Origin of the sequence: Shewanella xiamenensis, from assembly GCF_024971755.1 — a bacterium.
Taxonomy (GTDB): Bacteria; Pseudomonadota; Gammaproteobacteria; order Enterobacterales; family Shewanellaceae; genus Shewanella; species Shewanella xiamenensis.
This window is the reverse complement of the sequence record NZ_CP079718.1, coordinates 3,933,828-3,953,977: the sequence shown is the minus strand read 5'-3', so window position 1 is coordinate 3,953,977 and position 20,150 is coordinate 3,933,828. Positions and strand designations below refer to the sequence as shown.

General features: G+C 47.6%; 16 protein-coding genes and 1 tRNA gene. 12 read left to right on the top strand and 5 right to left on the bottom strand.

Translation table 11 applies throughout. From position 1 onward, the window contains the following. Positions 1-16 precede the first annotated feature (16 nt). The 6 genes from KXJ80_RS18570 (at position 17) to carB (ending at position 7,843) form a co-directional block, all read left to right on the top strand. Positions 17-610: a GNAT family N-acetyltransferase gene (locus KXJ80_RS18570; RefSeq protein WP_218737234.1), complete on the top strand. Its 594-nt coding sequence runs from the start codon at positions 17-19 to the stop codon at positions 608-610. A gap of 134 nt (positions 611-744) precedes the next feature. Continuing rightward, entirely contained in the window at positions 745-1,554 is an 810-nt protein-coding gene (locus KXJ80_RS18565; RefSeq protein ID WP_218737233.1) for a M48 family metallopeptidase, read from the top strand. 192 nt (positions 1,555-1,746) lie between these two features. After that, the gene (bamJ, locus tag KXJ80_RS18560; protein WP_037415090.1) at positions 1,747-2,364 is read left to right on the top strand and encodes a BamJ family beta-barrel-assembly machinery protein; all 618 of its coding nucleotides are present in this window, start codon (positions 1,747-1,749) and stop codon (positions 2,362-2,364) included. Between the two features lie 70 nt (positions 2,365-2,434). Then, positions 2,435-3,247, top strand: coding sequence for a 4-hydroxy-tetrahydrodipicolinate reductase (gene dapB / locus KXJ80_RS18555; RefSeq protein WP_218737232.1), 813 nt, complete (start codon positions 2,435-2,437; stop codon positions 3,245-3,247). Positions 3,248-3,415: 168 nt separating this feature from the next. Continuing rightward, entirely contained in the window at positions 3,416-4,591 is a 1,176-nt protein-coding gene (gene carA, locus KXJ80_RS18550; RefSeq protein ID WP_203432100.1) for a glutamine-hydrolyzing carbamoyl-phosphate synthase small subunit, read from the top strand. A gap of 27 nt (positions 4,592-4,618) precedes the next feature. Then, positions 4,619-7,843: a carbamoyl-phosphate synthase large subunit gene (gene carB / locus KXJ80_RS18545; protein ID WP_218737230.1), complete on the top strand. Its 3,225-nt coding sequence runs from the start codon at positions 4,619-4,621 to the stop codon at positions 7,841-7,843. A 71-nt stretch (positions 7,844-7,914) separates the two neighbouring features. On the opposite strand, the gene KXJ80_RS18540 is transcribed toward carB, so the two are convergent. The 4 genes from KXJ80_RS18540 to KXJ80_RS18525 form a co-directional block, all read right to left on the bottom strand. Continuing rightward, entirely contained in the window at positions 7,915-8,682 is a 768-nt protein-coding gene (locus KXJ80_RS18540; RefSeq protein ID WP_099456861.1) for a substrate-binding periplasmic protein, read from the bottom strand. A gap of 305 nt (positions 8,683-8,987) precedes the next feature. Continuing rightward, on the bottom strand, positions 8,988-10,076 hold the full coding sequence (locus KXJ80_RS18535) for a methyl-accepting chemotaxis protein (protein WP_218737229.1): 1,089 nt from the start codon (positions 10,074-10,076) through the stop codon (positions 8,988-8,990). A gap of 326 nt (positions 10,077-10,402) precedes the next feature. Then, positions 10,403-11,776 (bottom strand): magnesium transporter, encoded by a 1,374-nt coding sequence (gene mgtE, locus KXJ80_RS18530; protein ID WP_218737929.1) that lies wholly within the window; start codon positions 11,774-11,776, stop codon positions 10,403-10,405. Between the two features lie 28 nt (positions 11,777-11,804). Continuing rightward, positions 11,805-12,485, bottom strand: coding sequence for a hypothetical protein (locus tag KXJ80_RS18525; RefSeq protein WP_218737228.1), 681 nt, complete (start codon positions 12,483-12,485; stop codon positions 11,805-11,807). A gap of 613 nt (positions 12,486-13,098) precedes the next feature. Between KXJ80_RS18525 and KXJ80_RS18520 the strand changes: the two genes are divergently transcribed. Together KXJ80_RS18520 and KXJ80_RS18515 are read left to right on the top strand one after the other, a co-directional pair. Then, positions 13,099-14,232, top strand: a complete 1,134-nt coding sequence (locus KXJ80_RS18520; protein ID WP_218737227.1) for an endonuclease/exonuclease/phosphatase family protein — start codon at positions 13,099-13,101, stop codon at positions 14,230-14,232. Between the two features lie 272 nt (positions 14,233-14,504). Continuing rightward, positions 14,505-15,695 carry a class I SAM-dependent rRNA methyltransferase gene (locus KXJ80_RS18515; protein ID WP_037430568.1) on the top strand — a complete coding sequence of 397 codons (1,191 nt, stop codon included), beginning with the start codon at positions 14,505-14,507 and terminating at the stop codon, positions 15,693-15,695. Between the two features lie 99 nt (positions 15,696-15,794). On the opposite strand, the gene rpiA is transcribed toward KXJ80_RS18515, so the two are convergent. Next, on the bottom strand, positions 15,795-16,454 hold the full coding sequence (gene rpiA, locus KXJ80_RS18510; RefSeq protein WP_037415120.1) for a ribose-5-phosphate isomerase RpiA: 660 nt from the start codon (positions 16,452-16,454) through the stop codon (positions 15,795-15,797). A 256-nt stretch (positions 16,455-16,710) separates the two neighbouring features. On the opposite strand from rpiA, the gene KXJ80_RS18505 reads away from it, so the two are divergent. The 4 genes from KXJ80_RS18505 to KXJ80_RS18490 all read left to right on the top strand — a co-directional run bounded on the left by KXJ80_RS18505 (position 16,711) and on the right by KXJ80_RS18490 (position 20,036). Continuing rightward, positions 16,711-17,637: a DUF808 domain-containing protein gene (locus KXJ80_RS18505; protein ID WP_218737226.1), complete on the top strand. Its 927-nt coding sequence runs from the start codon at positions 16,711-16,713 to the stop codon at positions 17,635-17,637. A 104-nt stretch (positions 17,638-17,741) separates the two neighbouring features. Beyond that, positions 17,742-18,641: a 3'-5' exonuclease gene (locus KXJ80_RS18500; RefSeq protein WP_144374709.1), complete on the top strand. Its 900-nt coding sequence runs from the start codon at positions 17,742-17,744 to the stop codon at positions 18,639-18,641. Positions 18,642-18,684: 43 nt separating this feature from the next. Next, the gene (locus KXJ80_RS18495; RefSeq protein WP_218737225.1) at positions 18,685-19,653 is read left to right on the top strand and encodes a hypothetical protein; all 969 of its coding nucleotides are present in this window, start codon (positions 18,685-18,687) and stop codon (positions 19,651-19,653) included. A gap of 306 nt (positions 19,654-19,959) precedes the next feature. Then, positions 19,960-20,036, top strand: a tRNA-Trp gene (locus KXJ80_RS18490). Positions 20,037-20,150 lie beyond the last annotated feature (114 nt).

The window sequence follows — 20,150 nt, the reverse complement described above, 5'->3', positions numbered from 1 at the left end:
ATTTATAGGAACAGGCATGGCGTCGACATTGGCGATAGGTAACGCACTTTACCACATGGTAACTCATGGTTTAACCACCCAACGTTTTACGCTTCGAGCATTTCAGCGAGCGGATCTTGAAGCTTTTACCGCCTATCGAGCCGAGCCTAAGGTCGCCAAATATCAAAGCTGGACGGATTACTCTTATAGCGATGCTGTCTCGTTATTCGAGAACATGGATTACGCGCAATTTGGCGCGGCAGACACTTGGTTTCAATTGGCGATTGTCTCTGAGGGATCGCTTGCAACGCCTGCCACCTTAGTGGGCGATTTGGCGCTGCATTTTATCGATGAGCAGCAAATGGAAATCGGCTTTACGATTGCGCCTGAGTATCAAGGCCAGCAGGTTGCGTTTGAGGCCGTCAGCGCATTGCTGGGTTATCTCTTTGTGGAATTAAATAAGCATCGTGTTATTGCGATAACCGATGTAGACAATCTTGCCTGCTGTAGATTACTCGAAAAACTCGGCTTTCGGCGCGAAGCCCATTATGTGAAAAACATCTTCTTTAAGGGCGCATGGGGCGATGAGTATCTCTATGCCATGTTAAGGGAAGAATATATTGCACGTTAATGGCGCTAGGCTCACTCGTGCTACCAGACAAGATTCTGAATCTCGTTTGGCTTCTGCTTGCTATCTCAGTAAAATCTTAATCATGATTAGTTGAGTCTGCTAGCTTCAGCCTCGTTCGGATTAAGGAGTTCCCTATGAAATCAATAACACTCGCCTTAGTGGCGGTTGGACTCACGTTAGGATTATCGGGCTGCGCGACCACTAAATCGCCCACGGGGCGTGGCCAAACCTTACTGTATTCGGCATCGCAAATGCAGCAAATGGGGGATGCTTCTTTTGAAGAAATGAAAAAGCAGCAAAAGATTAGCAGCAATAAAAAACTCACCCAGTACGTAAATTGCGTGGCGAATCGGGTGACTGCTGTGCTGCCCGATCAAAGCCAGAAGTGGGATGTCGTGTTATTCAACTCCGAGCAAGTTAACGCTTTTGCGCTGCCTGGCGGACACATTGGCGTGTATACCGGATTATTAAAAGTCGCGAGCACGCCGGATCAACTCGCGACCGTGTTAGGCCATGAAGTGGCCCACGTATTAGCGCAGCATGGTAATGAACAGGTCTCACGGGCGCAGATGACGGGGATGGGGATGCAAATCGCCGATGCCGCCCTTGGCGCGAGCGGCGTCTCAAACCGTGACTTATATATGTCTGCTTTGGGGCTTGGTGCGCAGGTCGGGGTGATTTTACCCTTTGGCCGCGCTCAGGAGAGTGAGGCGGATGTCATGGGGCTGGAGCTGATGGCGCGGGCAGGGTTTGACCCTGCCCAGAGTGTGGTGCTGTGGCACAATATGTCGAAAGCGGGTGGTAGCCAAGGGCCAGAGCTGTTATCAACGCATCCATCCAACAGCAACCGCATCGCCCAACTCGAGCAATTACAGGGGCAAATGCAGCCTTTGTATCAGAGCGCAAAGGCGAATATCAAAAACCAATGCGTGTTGCCTAAATAGTCATTCAGAGCGTGGCGATCGTTTAGATGCAGGCCTTATCTTGCCGCAATTAGGCTCTATTGCTGGATAAATACGCATCGGTTACGTAAAATCGCCGCCAAAGTTAAATAAGCAGTCAGTTTATCAGCATAGGGCGTGGAACTATGGTAAACTGGCGCGCAAAATTCCATTGAACATTGAGAGTCGTTAATTATGTCTGATAAATTCAGTACTGTTGAACAGCAAGCAAGCTATGGTGTTGGTCGTCAAATGGGCGAGCAACTGGCTGCCAATTCTTTTGACGGTGTAGATATTGCTGCCGTTCAAGCAGGCTTAGCCGATGCGTTTGCTGGCGTTGAAAGCGCTGTATCTATGCAAGATATGCAAGTTGCATTCACTGAGATCAGCCGTCGCATTCAAGCGGCTCAAGAGCAAGCAGCTGCTGCGGCTTCTGCTGAAGGCGAAGCGTTTTTAGTGGAAAACGCTAAGCGTGCAGGCGTGATCGTGACTGACTCTGGTCTGCAATACGAAGTATTAGTTCAAGGTAGCGGTGCAAAACCAACCTACGAAGATACTGTTCGTACTCACTACCATGGTTCTTTCATCAATGGTGACGTGTTCGACAGCTCTGTTGTTCGTGGTCAACCAGCTGAATTCCCTGTATCTGGCGTTATCGCTGGCTGGACTGAAGCACTGCAACTGATGCCAGTAGGCACCAAGTTAAAATTATTCGTTCCACATCACTTAGCTTACGGTGAGCGTGGTGCGGGTGCTTCTATTCCTCCATACTCAACCTTAGTGTTTGAAGTCGAGTTATTAGACATCGTCTAATGTGATTGAAACGCCTAAGCCAGTCTTAGGCGTTTTTGTATGGAAGACAAAAAAGATTGAGGAGATTGAAATGAGTGGACAAGTGAGAGTTGCAATTGTCGGTGCGGGTGGACGCATGGGACGGACTCTTATTGAATCGGCTTATCGTCAAGAGCACATTCGCTTAGGCGCGGCGATTGAGCGTTCAGGTTCAAGCTTAATTGGCGTGGATGCGGGCGAGCTTGTCGGTGTGGGTAAGTTAAATGTCATTATCATGGATTCGCTTGACTATGCGACCGATGACTTTGATGTGCTGATTGATTTTACTGCGCCAGAGGCCAGTATTGTCCATTTAGATTGGTGCGTACGCCATAAGAAAGCCATGGTGATCGGCACTACCGGTTTCAATCATGCTCAAAAAGAACAAATCAATGCCTTTGCCGAGCAAACGCCGGTGGTGATGGCGCCGAATATGTCTGTGGGTGTCAATCTGATGTGGAAATTGCTTGAGTTGGCCGCTGAGGTCATGGGCGATTACACTGATATCGAGATTATCGAAGGTCACCACAGATATAAGAAAGATGCGCCATCTGGCACTGCACTAAAAATGGGTGAAGTGATTGCCAAGACCTTAGGTCGTGATCTTGAAAAATGCGCTGTCTATGGCCGCGAAGGGATCACTGGCGAGCGCGACCGTGAAACCATCGGTTTTGCGACTGTGCGCGCAGGCGACTTAGTGGGCGAGCATACCGCCATGTTTGCCGATATTGGTGAACGTTTAGAGATCACCCATAAAGCCTCCAGCCGTATGACCTTTGCCAACGGCGCTATGCGTGCCGCTCATTGGTTGGTGGAGCAGAAACCGGGTCTGTATGATATGCAGCAGGTATTAGGTTTACATTAAAATTAAAAAACGCCATTTGGCGTTTTTTTTTGCACTCAGATACCAATGTATAGACGAGTTTGAGTTTATCCTGTAAACTCGCTGGAATTTGTCAAAATTTCGTAAATCAGCGGAAATTGGTATCTTAACATAACATAAAAACATTATATTTCAGTGGCTTGGCTCTTTATGGAGGTCGCGTTGACAAAGTCTGCCTTACTCGTACTCGAAGATGGAACCGTATTCACTGGCACAGCAATAGGTGCCGATGGTCTCTCAGTTGGTGAAGTTGTTTTTAACACTTCGATGACGGGATACCAAGAAATTTTAACTGATCCCTCTTATTCACGCCAGATAGTAACTTTAACCTACCCCCACATTGGTAATACTGGTACCAATAATGAAGATGTCGAATCCAATGGGGTTCATGCTTGTGGTTTAATCATTCGCGATCTTCCGCTCATAGCAAGTAGTTTCCGTAATCAACAAACCCTTAGCGATTATCTCAAAGCAAACAATGTTGTTGGCATCGCAGATATCGATACTCGTAAATTAACTCGAATCCTCCGTGAAAAAGGTGCCCAAGCGGGTTGCATCATGGCGGGTGCTGACTTGGATGAAGCCAAAGCGCTTGCAGCTGCTAAAGCCTTCCCTGGTTTAAAGGGCATGGATTTAGCGAAAGAAGTCACGACTGACAAAGCCTACCCATGGCGTAAAGGTAGCTGGCGTTTAGTGGGCGGTTTGCCTGAAGATACTCCAGCAGAAGCGCTTAAATACAAAGTGGTTGCCTACGACTACGGCGTTAAGCAAAACATCCTGCGTATGTTGGTTGACCGTGGCTGTGATGTGACGGTTGTTCCTGCAAAAACACCCGCTGCTGACGTGTTAGCGATGAACCCAGACGGTGTGTTCCTCTCTAACGGCCCTGGCGACCCAGAGCCATGCGACTACGCGATTGAAGCGATTCAACAAATCCTGAAAACCGATACGCCGATTTTCGGTATCTGTTTAGGTCACCAATTACTGGCATTGGCATCAGGCGCGAAAACCTTAAAGATGAAGTTTGGTCACCATGGTGCTAACCACCCAGTGAGCAATATCGAAAAAGGTAACGTGATGATCACCAGCCAAAACCACGGTTTTGCTGCCGATGAAGCCACATTACCTGCCAATATCAAAGTGACCCACAAGTCACTGTTCGATGGTTCACTGCAAGGTATCCATCTGACGGACAAACCTGCGTTCAGCTTCCAAGGTCATCCTGAAGCGAGCCCTGGTCCGAACGATGCGGCTCCACTGTTCGATCACTTTATCGAGCTTATTGAACACTATCGTCTTGTAACGAAAAGTCAGAACGCTAAGTAATACGCAAGCTAGGAGAAGAGAGAAGCAATGCCAAAACGTACAGATATAAAGAGTATTCTTATCCTAGGTGCAGGCCCGATTGTCATTGGTCAGGCATGTGAGTTTGACTATTCAGGCGCTCAAGCCTGTAAAGCCCTGCGTGAAGAAGGTTATCGCGTCATTCTGGTGAACTCTAACCCTGCCACCATTATGACCGACCCCGAAATGGCCGATGCCACTTACATCGAGCCAATCCAATGGGAAGTAGTACGTAACATTATCGCCAAAGAACGTCCTGATGCGATTCTGCCAACCATGGGCGGTCAAACCGCTCTAAACTGTGCTCTTGAGCTTGAAGCTAAAGGCGTGCTGGCTGAATTTAACGTTGAAATGATCGGCGCTACTGCCGACGCGATTGATAAAGCTGAAGACCGTAGCCGCTTCGACAAAGCCATGAAGAGCATTGGCTTAGAATGTCCACGCGCGGGCATCGCCCACAGCATGGAAGAAGCCTATGGCGTTCTTGAACAAGTGGGTTTTCCTTGTATTATCCGTCCATCATTCACTATGGGTGGTTCGGGCGGTGGTATCGCCTATAACAAGGAAGAGTTCGAAGAAATCTGTTCCCAGGGTCTCGATTTATCGCCAACCAAAGAGCTACTCATCGACGAGAGCTTAATCGGTTGGAAAGAATACGAGATGGAAGTGGTTCGTGACCGTAACGACAACTGTATCATCGTCTGCTCTATCGAAAACTTCGACCCCATGGGAGTGCATACTGGCGACTCAATCACAGTAGCACCCGCGCAAACTCTGACTGACAAAGAATACCAAATCATGCGTAATGCCTCTATGGCCGTACTACGTGAGATTGGTGTTGAAACGGGCGGTTCGAACGTACAGTTTGGTATCAACCCGAAAGATGGCCGTATGGTGATCATCGAGATGAACCCACGGGTATCGCGTTCATCGGCATTGGCATCAAAAGCGACCGGCTTCCCGATTGCAAAAATTGCCGCCAAGTTAGCGGTGGGGTTCACCCTCGATGAGCTGATGAACGATATTACTGGCGGCCGAACGCCAGCGTCGTTCGAGCCTGCAATTGACTATGTTGTGACTAAAGTACCTCGCTTTAACTTTGAAAAGTTCGCTGGTTCTAACGACCGCTTAACTACTCAGATGAAGTCTGTAGGTGAAGTAATGGCGATTGGCCGTACTTTCCAAGAGTCACTTCAAAAAGCCCTGCGCGGTTTAGAAGTAAGCCGTCACGGTTTAGACCCGATTACTGACATGTCTAAGCCTGATGCGTTAGCCCGTATCCGCCTCGAGCTAAAAGAGCCTGGCTGTGACCGTATTTGGTACATTGCCGATGCGATGCGTGCGGGTTTAACCTTGGATGAAATCTTCCGTTTAACCAACATCGACCCATGGTTCTTAGTCCAGATTGAAGAGCTGATTAAGCTGGAAAGCCAAGTGGCCGAAGGCGGTTTAGCCGGTCTTAACGAAGAACTGCTGCGTAAGCTTAAGCGTAAAGGTTTTGCCGATGCGCGCCTGGCGGCGGTCCTTGGCGTAAATGAGACTGAAGTCCGTAAACTGCGTGACCGTTTCGACATCCACCCAGTTTACAAGCGCGTAGATACCTGTGCGGCTGAATTTGCCACTGACACCGCTTATATGTACTCAACCTATGAGGAAGAGTGTGAAGCTAACCCATCTAACCGTGACAAAATCATGGTGTTAGGTGGTGGTCCAAACCGTATCGGTCAAGGTATTGAATTCGATTACTGCTGTGTGCACGCGGCATTAGCACTGCGTGAAGACGGTTATGAAACCATCATGGTGAACTGTAACCCTGAAACCGTTTCTACCGACTACGACACTTCAGATCGTCTGTACTTCGAGCCTGTTACTCTAGAAGATGTGTTAGAAATCGTCCGTATCGAGAAGCCAAAGGGCGTTATCGTGCAGTACGGTGGTCAAACTCCGCTGAAACTGGCTCGCGCCCTTGAGGCGGCGGGTGTGCCGATTATTGGTACTAGCCCTGATGCGATTGACCGTGCAGAAGACCGTGAGCGTTTCCAGCAAGCGATTCAACGCCTGGAAATGAAGCAGCCTGAAAACGATACCGTCACCACGGTAGAAGGTGCGGTAATTGCCGCCGAGCGTATCGGTTATCCGCTGGTGGTGCGTCCATCCTACGTACTGGGCGGCCGCGCGATGGAAATTGTTTACGACCAACAGGATTTACTGCGCTACTTCAACGAAGCGGTAAGCGTATCTAACGCATCACCAGTACTGTTAGACCACTTCCTAGACGATGCTATCGAAGTGGATATCGACGCAGTCTGTGACGGTGAAACTGTGGTTATCGGCGCGATTATGGAGCATATCGAGCAAGCGGGTGTTCACTCAGGTGACTCAGGTTGTTCGCTGCCTCCTTACACCCTAAGCCAAGAAATCCAAGATCGCATGCGCGTACAAGTCGGCAAGTTGGCGATGGAGCTGGGTGTTGTCGGTCTGATGAACGTGCAGTTTGCCGTGAAGAATAACGAAATCTACATGATTGAAGTTAACCCACGTGCAGCGCGTACCGTGCCATTTGTGTCGAAAGCCACTGGTGTGCCGTTAGCTAAGATTGCCGCCCGTGTGATGGCAGGTCAAAGCTTAAAAGCACAAAACTTCACTCAAGAAGTCATCCCACCTTTCTACTCAGTGAAAGAAGTGGTACTGCCATTTAACAAGTTCCCTGGCGTTGACCCACTGTTAGGCCCAGAAATGCGCTCAACGGGTGAGGTGATGGGCGTGGGCGATACCTTCGCCGAGGCCTATGCTAAGGCGCAGTTAGGTGCGACTTCAGAAGTGCCTAAGTCTGGTCGTGCACTCTTGTCTGTGCGTAACAGCGATAAGAAACGTGTTGCCGACTTAGCCGCTAAGTTGATTGAGCTGGGTTATCAAATCGATGCCACCCACGGTACAGCGGTTATCCTAGGTGAAGCGGGTATCAACCCACGCTTAGTGAATAAGGTACACGAAGGCCGTCCACACATTCTTGACCGCATCAAGAACGGTGAGTACACCTACATTGTGAACACCACCGAAGGCCGTCAAGCGATTGAAGACTCTCGTCAATTACGTCGTGGTGCACTGCGTTACAAAGTGAACTACACCACGACCATGAACGCCGCATTCGCCACTTGTATGGCACACGCTGCGGACGATCGCACTAACGTGACGTCAGTGCAAGAGCTGCATCAGCGCGTATTGGCTAAATAAGCCATAAGCCTCTGCAATCAAAAGGCCGGATAACTGAGTTATCCGGCCTTTGTTTTTAAGGGGTAAAAGATTTATTGCCCAATGCGCTCCGTTTCCATTGGCGGCGCATCATTGGGCAGCCAGCGGTGATAAATTTGTGCAAAGGTGCCATCGGCCTTGATGCTGACTAGTGCCTCTTTCCATTTATCAACTTCCTCCGTTGGTGTGCCTTGAGAAAATGCAATGTACAGATGATTCGCGCTGATGGTGTAGAGGGATTTTACATCATCAATACTGGCTCCGGCTTCTGCAAGAATACTTGGCGCCGTGAGATTAGCGTTGCACCATAGATCGATTCGCTGCTTCATTAACTGCTTTGCGCTTAGTAGTGGTGTCGATGAGGGGGCGAGATTTGTAAACCCATGATCCATTAATAATTGTTCTTCGACAGAGGAACGATACACCCCAATTGCTTTTGCCTGCTTAGCACCTTCAATTGAGTCAATGTTAAGCTTGCTACTTTTTAGAGCATAAAAGTTTGTTGTGCCAACCGCGACAGGACCTATCAAACTAAACATACGCTCCCGCTCTGCGGTACGTGTCATTGTGAATAACACCGTGTTGGGTTGTTCGGTGATAATTTTCCAGCCGCGAGCCCAGGGCACAATTTTGATCGGATCTTGGTTATCGATACGTTTTTGGATTTCTTGCACGACTTGTACAGCTAATCCATCGGGTTGGCCATCAACCGAAAAGCTAATCGGAGCCCATTCTTCTGTATAAATATTGAGTGTGGCCTGAGCTGTGTGCGGGATAACGCAGAGAAGCATAACGCGCACTAAATGGGTAAAAAATGTCATTAATAACCCTAGGAATTAGAATGTTATATGCGAGTCTCACGGCGTGCTCATATTGAATTAAAGATGACAACTCTTAAGCTCGCAAGCCACTTTAGGGTTATTTTGTGATCTGTACTCTTGGGTTAGAAAATTATCGATAAATCATATTGGTCATTGAGGCAAGATAGAGTTGCCTCCTTGTTGTGCAAAGGAGGCTGCCGATGCGCTATATCAGTTTTAGTGAGCTTTAGATGAGTGAGGTTGCTGATTGATGACCCATGAATAGGTCACTTAAAAAGCGCGCTATTCATGGGTATATATTGCTGTTACTGGCGATAAACATCACGTAGTAGATTATCGAGACAATTGACGACCCGCATACTTGAGTCTTCCATTAAACGTAGTTGCCTAACCATTTCGGGTAAATTGCCCTGTTGCCTTGCCGTGAGAGCTGCTTTACCTGCATCGTGCACCGCTTTGTGGGGAGCATCCAAGGCCTTAAAGTTACTCAAATGTTGATAATTTTCAGCACCAAAGCCTTTAAAATACCATTGGCCTAAACGGCATTCAGTATGGGAGTTCACACCATGGCTGTGTTGATTCTTTTCAATAAGTTGATACACATTACTCTTCCAAACGGCGTGGTCGAGTTTAGTGGTATTTAAGAATGAGGCTGTCGCGGCATTATGAATTACCTGCTGCATTTTATTAGAACGTTGCAGTACATCTTCAACGACTTGCCCTATTTGTGTTGAAGATGAGGCAACATCAAGAGCGCTGTTTTGGTTATTATGGACAATCTCTTTAATATTAGAGGCTTGTGTAACAATCTGTTTTACTAGTTTTTCGATTTGGCTGCTCGCTTCGTGAGCTTTACTGGCTAATTGTCTGACTTCATCGGCAACTACCGCAAAACCTCGTCCAGCTTCGCCCGCTCGGGCGGCTTCAATTGCTGCGTTGAGGGCGAGTAGGTTGGTTTGCTCAGAGATCCCTTGAATGGCGGCAACAAACTGGTTAATAGAAGAAGTGGTACTATCGAGCTCGGTTACAGCAGTCATGCTGCTGGTGGCTTGTTCATTTATATAGGTTGCTCTATTACCTAAATTAATAATGGCTACCCGCGTTTGATCAAAAATTTTATCTAATTCGGACAGTGCTTCTTTTTCTTCAGTGAGTAGCTCTGCACTGCTGGCAAGGCCATCTCTCACTGCATTTAACATCTCGCCGCCCTGATTTTGGCAGGCAATCACTGCACTATAATGATCGGTATTTTGGCGGGACTGTTGTTGCATGGCTTCATTTTCGCGGGCCATATTTTTTAGCTCTTCGATTTCAACTTCGTATCTATCTTGTTGATCAATGAGCTTTTGCTTCAGCACTTCGTTTTCTGCTTTGAGTCTTGAATTAAACCACATAAAAACCTCTAAACTTTTATTGATATTGTTATGGCCACTGAATTAATAACGTCTAAGGTGCAATCCCTGCGGTATTAGGGTAAGTAGGAAAGTGTGGTAAGAAAATATTAACGTATATCAATGCCATAATCTTACTTTTTTATTGAATAACAATGAATTTATGAACTTGAGCAAATAAATTGCCCAAGTCCATTTTGGGTAACAAGTGAATATCTCGTACTGTATTTCTACAAATTGCGATTCAACCTTAATTGAGCTTGCTAGTTTGAGTGTTAACGCTTTGGTCTGCCTTTCATCGGCATGTCAGCAAAAGCGCTGTAACTCTTTTAAGCCGCAGGTAAATCTAAAATCATTGTAGCAATACTAAAGTAAACGAGCACACCAATGATATCGGCGATTGAGGTGATAAGTGGTGCGCTGGCTGAAGCTGGATCCATTTTTAACTTGCTGAGTAAAAAGGGCAGTGACATGCCAATCAGGCTGCCAATGATCACTACGATCTGCATGGTTAATGCAACGACCAAGGCGATTTCTGGACCACCGCGCCAAAACCCAAGTAGCGATACTGCCAAGGCCATGCTGGCACCGAGTAATCCTGCTACCCCTAATTCACGCCCCAGCAATGAGAGCCAATCCTTGAGTATCACTTCGCCAGTGGCTAAGGCTCGCACCATTAAGGTGGCTGATTGCGAACCCGCATTACCGCCGCTATCGATGAGCAGTGGAAGAAAGAACACCAAAGAAACATAACTGGCAATGGTATCTTCAAAAAAGGCGATGCCAGCGCCAGAGAAAATATTACCAAATACCAAAATGACCAACCAAACGACTCGTTTACGATAGAGCAAGCTTATGCTGGCGGTCTTTAAATTGTGATCAATATTGCCGATGGCCGCAGTTTTAGTAAATTCAACATCAACCTGTGAACTGGCAATGTCCATCGCATCGTCATAGGTGACAATACCGACTAACTGTCCCTTGCCATTGATGATGGGCAAAGCTAGCAGATCATAATGGGCGATCATCTGCACCGCTTCTTGGCATTGAGCGTTGGCATCTAAGGCGATGGGGTTGTGTTTCATAAAGTCGACCACTCGCTCTTCTGGCTGCGCTAAAAGTAATTGTCTAAGTGATACCGTTCCAATTAAACGGCCTAACATATCGACCACATAGGCTTGATAAATCGTCTCTTTATCGGCGGTTTCTGTGCGCAGCATTTCAATCGCCTGGGCGGCGGTATGACGGCTATTGAGCAGAGTGTAATCCGATGTCATCGCTGCACCGACTTTGGTTTTGTCGTAGGCGGCTAAAGTGCGCATATCCTCTCGTTTTGCCTGTGCTAACACGGGCAATAGTCGTTTCTGTTGTTCAGGTTCGAGCAAGTTATAAAGATCGGCGCGCTCGTCCGCTGCCATAGTGAGCAACAGCGATGACAGCGTGGTTTTATCTAACTGCTGCACTAATTCTGTTTGTAATTCATCACGTAAATAACGAAATAAATCCGCCGCAATTTTGGCGGGCGCAAGTTGCAAAAACCGTAATTGCTGTGGCTGAGTAAAGCTACCAACTACAGCGGCAATATCTGCGGGGTGACGCTCTTTCGCTAAAGCCGTAATGCCTGCTGTATCGCGCTGCTCTAAAATATTTTGGATAGCTACGACGATTTGCTTAGTATTTTTTTGGTTGTTGTTCATGTTCATGTTCATAGTTCATTCTCCCAACGATCTATTAATTAAAGAAAAAGGTAAAGTCAGCACCCAGCTGTTGTGTGTTTCCTTTTAGGCTGTTGCCTAGGCTTAGTTGAAGTTGTAACTGTCTTTTAAGTAAATATTGATATGCGAGTTTGTAGGCTCGTTCATGGGACTCATGGCGATAAAATTCGGCTATCCATTGCTGCTCAGTGTCGTATTCGAAGGCGATAGCAACTCCTGCAATAAGCTGGGGCGATTGAGCGCCATACTGATCGATACCTAGGTTGCTATAGAGGCGTAAATTCTGAGCTGGCAAGTCATATCCCAAAATCCCCACAATTTGCGTTGTTAGAGGGTGGCTGCCTTGATGATTTTTTTGCAAATTAACAGCCAGAACACTTTGCCAAGGGGCATAGTCTGCATTTAATGGCAATTTGAACCCCAGCTCGGTTTGCTGCTCATTGATAGCATTGTTGCTTTGTTGTTCAATGCCTAAGTGCCATTCCCATTGACCTGTGTTGCAGGTGCCACTGCCATTTATCTGTTTTGCGCTATGATCGGATCTCGGCTGTTGCCAACCTAGCTGTAACTCGCAGTGTTCGGCGATGCTGGGATCATCCACATCGAGTTGAGAGGCATTTGTTGCGACGCTAATGCATAGCCCAAAAAATGCCCAAGACTGAAAAGCAAAGGTGAATGGCTTGTTTGTGTACGCCATGGTTTAACTCCCTGAGTGTGGGGAGCCAACTGGGGCAAAATAGGCGTGAAGATGTATTCAATAGGCAGCACTTATTCTCCGGCTGAATGCCGGAAAAAACCAATAGGCGAGCGTTAACGCTAGCATGACTGGCTAATATTAAGGTCTGAAATTGAATGTACGGGAGTGGGGTGAGATGTGTCACGCTACTACCCTGCTTAGCAGGTAGCAGCAAATATTGCGGGCTAGTGCTAGGCGTTAAATCCTGTCTTTTGGACAGGGCATCTACTGTCGCTTATGTGTGTGCCCACAGTGGGTCTCCTAATGGTAAAATCGGCTAGATTCTAAACCGCTGACAATGAAAGTCAACCCAATAGGCAATTACCTATGTTTATGTTTCAATTTTGCTTTTATTCTTGCGTTAATTTTTGTTTTAGGTTTTTGCTGTGTTGCATTTAGGTGTTCAGCAGGTTGCCTTGGTGTGTCGGACTGTATTTTTATAAGATTTGATATTTATTAATTGCTGTTGTTCTGCGCCAGTTAATGGATGTATTTAATGATAAAATCGATTTATCGCAATCAGTTAAAAACCGGGTTTAATTAGCACAACGGTTTGGCTAAAGAGGAATCACCTGTGACATTTGCTTCCCAACAGCAGTCCATTTTGGCTGAAAACTGCCACTCGAATATTCGTATTGCGACTATCAATCTATTTAATTTTATTGAACCACCTTTAGCCTTTTACGATTTTGAAAATATCTATAGCCATGGCCAATGGCAAAAGAAGTGTCAGTGGTTTGGCGAGCTTTTAAACCAATATCATCCGGATATTGTCGGGTTTCAGGAAGTGTTTAGCCCTGAGCCATTAAAACAACTTGCGGCGCAGCAAGGGTTAACACATTTTGCCATAGTTGATAGCGCCACTTTGGTCAGTGATTACATTTATCAAAGCCCTGTGGTTGCGCTAGCGTCGCGCTTTCCTATCCTTGAGGTGCATGCGATTGAACCCGATGCACATTTAGTGGCAGCGATGGGGTTATCGAGCCAATTTACCTTTAGTCGTAAAGTGCTGCGGGCGACGGTGGATATACCGCAAATTGGCGCTTGTGATTGCTATGTGGTGCATTTTAAATCTAAGCGCCCGGGACTCGCGTTAGAGCCACATCCCTTAGGCTTAACCTTAAGTGCGCCACCTACGCTTGCGTTGCACTCTGAGACTAAGTTATTAACTGAGCAAGCCCTAGGTCGCTGGGCATCGACCATGCAGCGGGGCGCAGAGGCGGCATTGTTGTTCCATGCTATTCTCGCGCGGCGGCAAAGCATAAGATATCCGGTGATCCTGATGGGTGATTTTAACGATAGTTTGTCCATGGGGGCGTTGGATGCATTAACGCTCCAAGGCGAGCATCTTCACAGCAATGATATCAAGGCCGCGGGACTTGGGCATTTGTCTGATACTGCACGTTCGGCTGTGTTTGCCCAATATCGACTGCAAGATGCTTACGAGTTATTTATTGCGGCGAATATGCCCGATAACCTAGTCCATTCTCGGGAGCATCGAGCTGCAACCCATTACTACGGCCCTAAAGGTTCGGTACTCGATTATATTTTGCTTTCCAATGAGTTTGATGCCAGTGATAGTCGCAGTTTGGCTCAGGTGGTGGATTATCAAACCTGCGATAGACACTTAGTCAGGCCCGAATATGAGCGCGATGCTTACAGTACCGACCATGCACCGGTATGGGTAGAGTTGGCGCTGCGGCGTTAGCAGGTAAAAATAGCTGGCTAGGATGCCATCAAGAACAATATCTCATCTTGAAGCGTTAACACGCCCTCGGCTCAGGGTTTTACCCGCGAAACTAGAGTATGATCGCAGACCATGGGAATGGAGAGCTGATGTTTTGGATAGATGGCTCGCACTTGAACCCTATTAGGTATATTATCCGCTTCCATTTTTAGAGGGCGGCGCCTAGTGTTCGAGCGGTACTATTGATTACGGTGGTACAACACACAGGCGGTACAATTATCAAAGGCGGTACTATGGCTATCAGAATCAAACTTAAACCCGGTCGCGAAAAGTCCCTTGAGCGTCGTCATCCTTGGGTCTTTTCCAACGGGATCCACAACGTTAAAGGTAAGCCTGAACCGGGGCAGACAGTCGATGTGGTTGCCCACGATGGTCATTGGTTGGGTCGTGGTGCCTGGTCTCCTGAGTCTCAAATCCAAGTGCGGATTTGGACTTTTGATCGCGAAGAAGAAATTGACCGTGAGTTTTTTAAGCGCCGTATTCTGCGTGCCCAAGCGGGACGCGATGATCTTATTCGTGAGCAAGGCTTAACCGGTTACCGTTTAATTGCCGCCGAGTCCGATGGTTTGCCCGGTATTACCATTGATAAATACGCCAATGTATTGGTGTGCCAATTACTGAGCATGGGCGCCGATGTATGGCGTGACACTATTGTCGATGTGCTCGCCGAGCTGTACCCCGATTGCGCGATTTATGAGCGCTCAGACGTCGATTCCCGTAAGAAAGAAGGCTTAGCCTCTACCATGGGTTTACTCCATGGCACGCTGCCTGAAATGCCCGTCATTATTGAAGAAAACGGTATCAAAATCGCCGTTGATGTGACTAAGGGTCATAAAACCGGTTTCTACCTCGACCAGCGCGATAACCGCGCCATCGCCGCCCGTTTTGTGAAGGGCAAATCGGTTCTGAACTGTTTTTGCTACACCGGCACCTTTGGGCTGTACGCTGCTAAGGCGGGCGCGGCCAGCATTGAGAACGTCGATGTATCATCACTTGCCCTCGATACTGCGCGTTTGAATATGCGAGTCAATGGCTTAAGTGATGATAATGTGCATTACAACGAAGCCGATGTGTTTAAGCTGTTACGTCAGTACCGTGATGAGGGTAAAACCTTCGATGTGATCGTACTTGACCCGCCAAAGTTTGCCGACAATAAGTCGCAGCTCAACGGTGCCTGTCGTGGCTATAAAGATATCAATATGATTGCGCTGCAATTATTAAATCCGGGCGGGGTGCTGCTGACCTTCTCTTGCTCGGGATTAATGCCTGCGGATCTGTTCCAAAAAATCGTTGCCGATGCGGCACTGGATGCCAAACGTGAGATCCAATTTATTGAACGTTTAAGCCAAGCGAGTGATCATCCGATTGGTAGTGCCTTCCCCGAAGGATTTTACCTTAAGGGCTTAGTGGCTCGAGTGTGGTAATCGTTTGATTGTGTCAACGTTATAAAAAAATGCCGGTGCAGTTGCAGCGGCATTTTTGTTTCTCGCATGGGAGTCTTGGTCTTTCGACTCAATCAGCCCTTAAGCGGTAAAGGTTTTCACGCCTTCAGGGGTGCCAACCAGTAACACATCGGCGCCGCGTTTTGCGAACAGGCCATTGGTTACTACGCCGACGATGGCGTTGATCTTATCTTCTAATTCCTTAGGATTGATGATCTTAAGGTTGTAAACGTCGAGGATCACGTTGCCGTTATCCGTGACAACGCCTTCACGGTACACTGGGTCGCCGCCGAGTTTGACCAGTTCACGGGCCACGTAAGAGCGCGCCATTGGGATCACTTCAACGGGCAGCGGGAATTCACCCAAAATATCCACTTGTTTAGTGTTATCCACGATACAGATAAACTTTTCAGCCACAGCCGCAACGATTTTCTCGCGGGTTAATGCCGCGCCGCCGCCTTTGATCATGTCCATATGGCCGTTGATTTCATCGGCACCATCAACATAGACAGATAATTTATCGACGCTGTTTAAGTCATAAACTGGGATGCCAAGGGCTTTCATCTTTTGGGTAGAGGCTTCTGAGCTTGATACCGCACCTTCAATATCGGCCTTCATGGTCGCCAAAGCATCGATAAAGTGGTTAACGGTTGAGCCTGTGCCTACACCCACAATGCTGTCCTTCTCAACGTATTTGAGTGCAGCCCAGCCTGCGGCTTTTTTCATTTCATCTTGAGTCATGTTGACATCCTGTAATGGCAAATGAGTAAAAAATTCTGGGCTTAGTATACTCTTTTCCGCCAAATAGTGTGGTGCTATTGCACTATGGCTGTGATCTTGCTTACAGCCCGCACTGATTTAATCTGTGTATAAAGGGCAGTGCTTTAAGATAAAGTACATCTGGATAGAGACAATGCTCTATGCGGGCTTAATCTAACTAAGTTACTATTGCCAAAGCAGAATCGGCAAAATAAAACATTGGTTTAAGGGAGTGTGTATGGCAGGGGCAAGTTTATTAACCTTACTCGACGATATTGCATCTATTTTGGATGATGTGGCAGTGATGAGTAAGGTCGCGGCCAAGAAAACCGCTGGGGTGTTAGGGGACGATTTGGCCTTAAACGCCCAGCAAGTCACGGGCGTGAGTGCCGACCGCGAATTACCTGTGGTCTGGGCGGTCGCTTTAGGCTCGTTTCGCAATAAATTGATTTTAGTGCCCGCAGCCATGTTGATCAGCGCCTTTATTCCTTGGGCTGTGACCCCCTTATTGATGTTCGGCGGCTTGTTTTTATGTTTTGAAGGCTTTGAGAAATTACACCACAGCTATAGCCACCGCAAAGACAAACACGCGGAGCAGGCTGAATCTGACTTACCCGAGATAAGCGATCTTGCGGCCTATGAGAAGGAAAAAGTGAAGGGCGCAATTCGCACCGACTTTGTGTTGTCGGCAGAAATTATCGCCATCACTTTAGGCATAGTCGCGGATAAGTCGCTCTCAACGCAATTTTTTACCCTCGCCGTTATCGGTATCGTGATGACCATAGGCGTTTATGGTTTGGTGGCAGCGATTGTCAAAATGGACGATGCGGGTCTGTATCTGAGCCAACGTCAGGGCGAGTCGAGCTTTACTCGCTTTAATCGTAAGTTGGGTTTTGGTTTACTCAGCGCGGCCCCCGTGTTGATGAAGAGCCTAACCATTATCGGGACCGCCGCCATGTTTATGGTGGGGGGCGGCATTCTGACCCATGGTTTACATTGGGTCGGCGAGCAAATTCACCATGCCGAGCAATTTGTGGAAACCTTTGCCCTAGTCGGCCCCATGCTTGGTTTACTGACGCCGAGTGTGCTTAATGCGCTCTTTGGTATTGCGGCGGGCGCCCTAGCGGTATTGGTGATGACCGGATTCCAAAAGCTGCGTAGCTGATCCGTTTTCATCCTTTTATTGCTGGCGATTATAGCGTCAGCTAATCCGAGCTGTGCGAGTGCAAAGGTGCTCGCCGCGATTATTTCAGCGCTCAAGGACGAATTATGCAATTAATGCGTTATTGCCTTTCCCCCAATAAGTTGGCTTGGCTGCGTGAGGAATTAGGCGAACATGCCGACAAACTGCTGGCGGCGATGGATGCGGCGGGCAGCAACTATCTGGCGGAGTTAACCGAGCTCCAAGCGGGGGATTTATCGGCAGGCGATTCGCAACTCAAGTTTGCATGGTTTCAACAAAAGCTTGCCTTAACCACGCGCTTAACGGATGCCGACCTGGCTAATCTTACGCCACTGTCGCTGGTGGATATGCGGGACGACATGCGTGTTGAAATACGGGTGGAATTAGTCTCGCTCGATAAGCTTACCGCCGCCTTACAACAACTTAGCAGTGAATCTGTGCTGGGGTTTGATACCGAAACGCGGGCAAGCTTTGAGCCGGGTGTTCAACATCCCTTGAGCTTAGTGCAATTGGCGACCTCCGATACCTGTTATTTATTTCAGCGGGCGGTATTGGGTGAGAGGCTCGCCGAGCTTAAACCTTTACTCGAAAATGAGCAGATCCTCAAAGTGGGGATTGGATTAAGGGGCGATGGCCAAGCACTGAAACGGGATTGGGATATTCAGGTCTCCCCTCGACTCGATTTGAATTGGGCGATGGCGCAGCTCGGGGCTGGAAAGGAGATGGGCACGCGGCAATTGGTGGCGGCATTACTGCATAAACGCATCGATAAACCTAAAAAAATGACTCTCTCGAATTGGCAACAGGTGCCTTTATCTCAAGCGCAAGTTCAGTACGCCGCCCTCGATGCATTGGCAGCGAACCAATGTTTTTGGCAGTTAATCGACAAGCTGCAAGGTTTTTATGGCAAAACGACAGTCGCTAATAAACCCTTATTGCCGCCGAGTTTAGCTGCACGACTCGCGAGCTATTTTCATCCAGCTTAAGACTTGAGATAAGGTCGCGAAGATAAGGATTAGGGAGCAAGAGATGTTGGATGCGATTTGTGTACTCACAACCGAGGCTGCGGCAGAGCAGGCTTCGTCACCATTACGACTCAATCCTCATGCTCAGGCTGGTGTCACCTACAGTGTGTTCAAGTTTCAGCAGTTACCCGAGGCTGAGATTGAGCGTTTGCGCCAGCATTTATATTGCCCCGCCTGCTACGGCAAAGCCTATTTTCGTAAAGCATCTAAGGATGGTAAGGCCGCCTGTTTTGGCTCCCGTTACCATGAGTTAGATTGCATCGAATTTAATCCGTCGGCGCAAAAGTCCCGTGAAGAACAAGATGCCTTCGAAGTGCAGCAACAATTGCTCGACGCCGATGCTTTGGTAATCGATTTTTCGCTTAATCCCAGTAATAAGAGACCCTCTAACTCAGCGCACAAAATCAACGCTCCCCAAGAGCAAGAAGTTGTAACCAAAAGTGAAATTGAAAATGATACCGAGCAATTAGAGTCAGTACAGGAGCCAAAAGCTGACTATCAGGTAGCGGCCGATAAGCCAGAAATAGCCATCACGGCAAAGCGAACTCCGAGCCAAGGGCTAGAAAAGTTACTCCATAGCCTGCTGCGCGGTTCAGATTTGGCGGCTTCGGATCTTTGGGTTTACACCGATGATCAGCGAAAGTACCGCTGGCGGGCGAAGAATTTGTTTGTGAATTTTGCCGATGCGGATCCGACGGATAATAAACCCCATATGTACTGGGGCACTATCTCCCATAGCGACCCGACGTTATCTTGGCTCAATCCTGCCGACAGTAAAGACATAGGCATTCCAATTGAGGCCGTCAAAACCAAACTGTTTAAGCGCTTTAATATCGAAGATAAACGAGATTTAGAGGGTGCAGGGCTTATCCTGTTTGGCAAGTGTTTTTGGAATAAGGATAAGACCCGCAAAATTATCCAGCTTTGGGATAATGATTTGCGGCGGATTTTTATCTCAACCCTTGATGATTAACCATTAGCGAGGGAATTTAGTCGCTAGTGTATGGGATGTACTGCGCTTAAATTTATCCTTTAAGTCGTTTTCACGACTCTTTTGTGAGTTTCTGGGCCATAGACAGAGCATCAGGTTTCACCGTTTACGCCGTTGCCAACGGTTTTTTAACGCTCTGCACTGAGCTTACATGACGACTTTTTCAGCTTTATGCCAATTAAATCAACAGTAGATGGCAAACTTGTTTGAAAATTCCTCAGTTAATTAAGTTTGTCATAAAAAGTCCTTTACCTTTGAGAGTGCTTTTAGCATAATGCCCACGTCAACAGGGGTGTAGTTCCAATTGGTAGAACAGCGGTCTCCAAAACCGATGGTTGCGGGTTCGAGTCCTGCCACCCCTGCCAAATAAAACAACGGCTTGCATAGAAATATGCGAGCCGTTTTATTTTGCGCGCGATAAATTTTCTCACCGCATTTGCTTACATTTGTTAAGTAAAGGTATTTGCAACTTTCGTAGT

Excerpts from the sequence above, each read along its gene's own strand:
- dapB (WP_218737232.1), top strand. The coding sequence starts at position 2,435 with ATGAGTGGACAAGTGAGAGTTGCAATTGTCGGTGCGGGTGGACGCATG.
- KXJ80_RS18505 (WP_218737226.1), top strand. The coding sequence starts at position 16,711 with ATGGCAGGGGCAAGTTTATTAACCTTACTCGACGATATTGCATCTATT.
- KXJ80_RS18565 (WP_218737233.1), top strand. The coding sequence starts at position 745 with ATGAAATCAATAACACTCGCCTTAGTGGCGGTTGGACTCACGTTAGGA.
- KXJ80_RS18500 (WP_144374709.1), top strand. The coding sequence starts at position 17,742 with ATGCAATTAATGCGTTATTGCCTTTCCCCCAATAAGTTGGCTTGGCTG.
- KXJ80_RS18540 (WP_099456861.1), bottom strand. The coding sequence starts at position 8,682 with ATGACATTTTTTACCCATTTAGTGCGCGTTATGCTTCTCTGCGTTATC.
- bamJ (WP_037415090.1), top strand. The coding sequence starts at position 1,747 with ATGTCTGATAAATTCAGTACTGTTGAACAGCAAGCAAGCTATGGTGTT.
- KXJ80_RS18535 (WP_218737229.1), bottom strand. The coding sequence starts at position 10,076 with ATGTGGTTTAATTCAAGACTCAAAGCAGAAAACGAAGTGCTGAAGCAA.
- carB (WP_218737230.1), top strand. The coding sequence starts at position 4,619 with ATGCCAAAACGTACAGATATAAAGAGTATTCTTATCCTAGGTGCAGGC.
- KXJ80_RS18515 (WP_037430568.1), top strand. The coding sequence starts at position 14,505 with ATGGCTATCAGAATCAAACTTAAACCCGGTCGCGAAAAGTCCCTTGAG.
- rpiA (WP_037415120.1), bottom strand. The coding sequence starts at position 16,454 with ATGACTCAAGATGAAATGAAAAAAGCCGCAGGCTGGGCTGCACTCAAA.
- KXJ80_RS18495 (WP_218737225.1), top strand. The coding sequence starts at position 18,685 with ATGTTGGATGCGATTTGTGTACTCACAACCGAGGCTGCGGCAGAGCAG.
- carA (WP_203432100.1), top strand. The coding sequence starts at position 3,416 with ATGGAGGTCGCGTTGACAAAGTCTGCCTTACTCGTACTCGAAGATGGA.
- mgtE (WP_218737929.1), bottom strand. The coding sequence starts at position 11,776 with ATGAACATGAACAACAACCAAAAAAATACTAAGCAAATCGTCGTAGCT.
- KXJ80_RS18570 (WP_218737234.1), top strand. The coding sequence starts at position 17 with ATGGCGTCGACATTGGCGATAGGTAACGCACTTTACCACATGGTAACT.
- KXJ80_RS18525 (WP_218737228.1), bottom strand. The coding sequence starts at position 12,485 with ATGGCGTACACAAACAAGCCATTCACCTTTGCTTTTCAGTCTTGGGCA.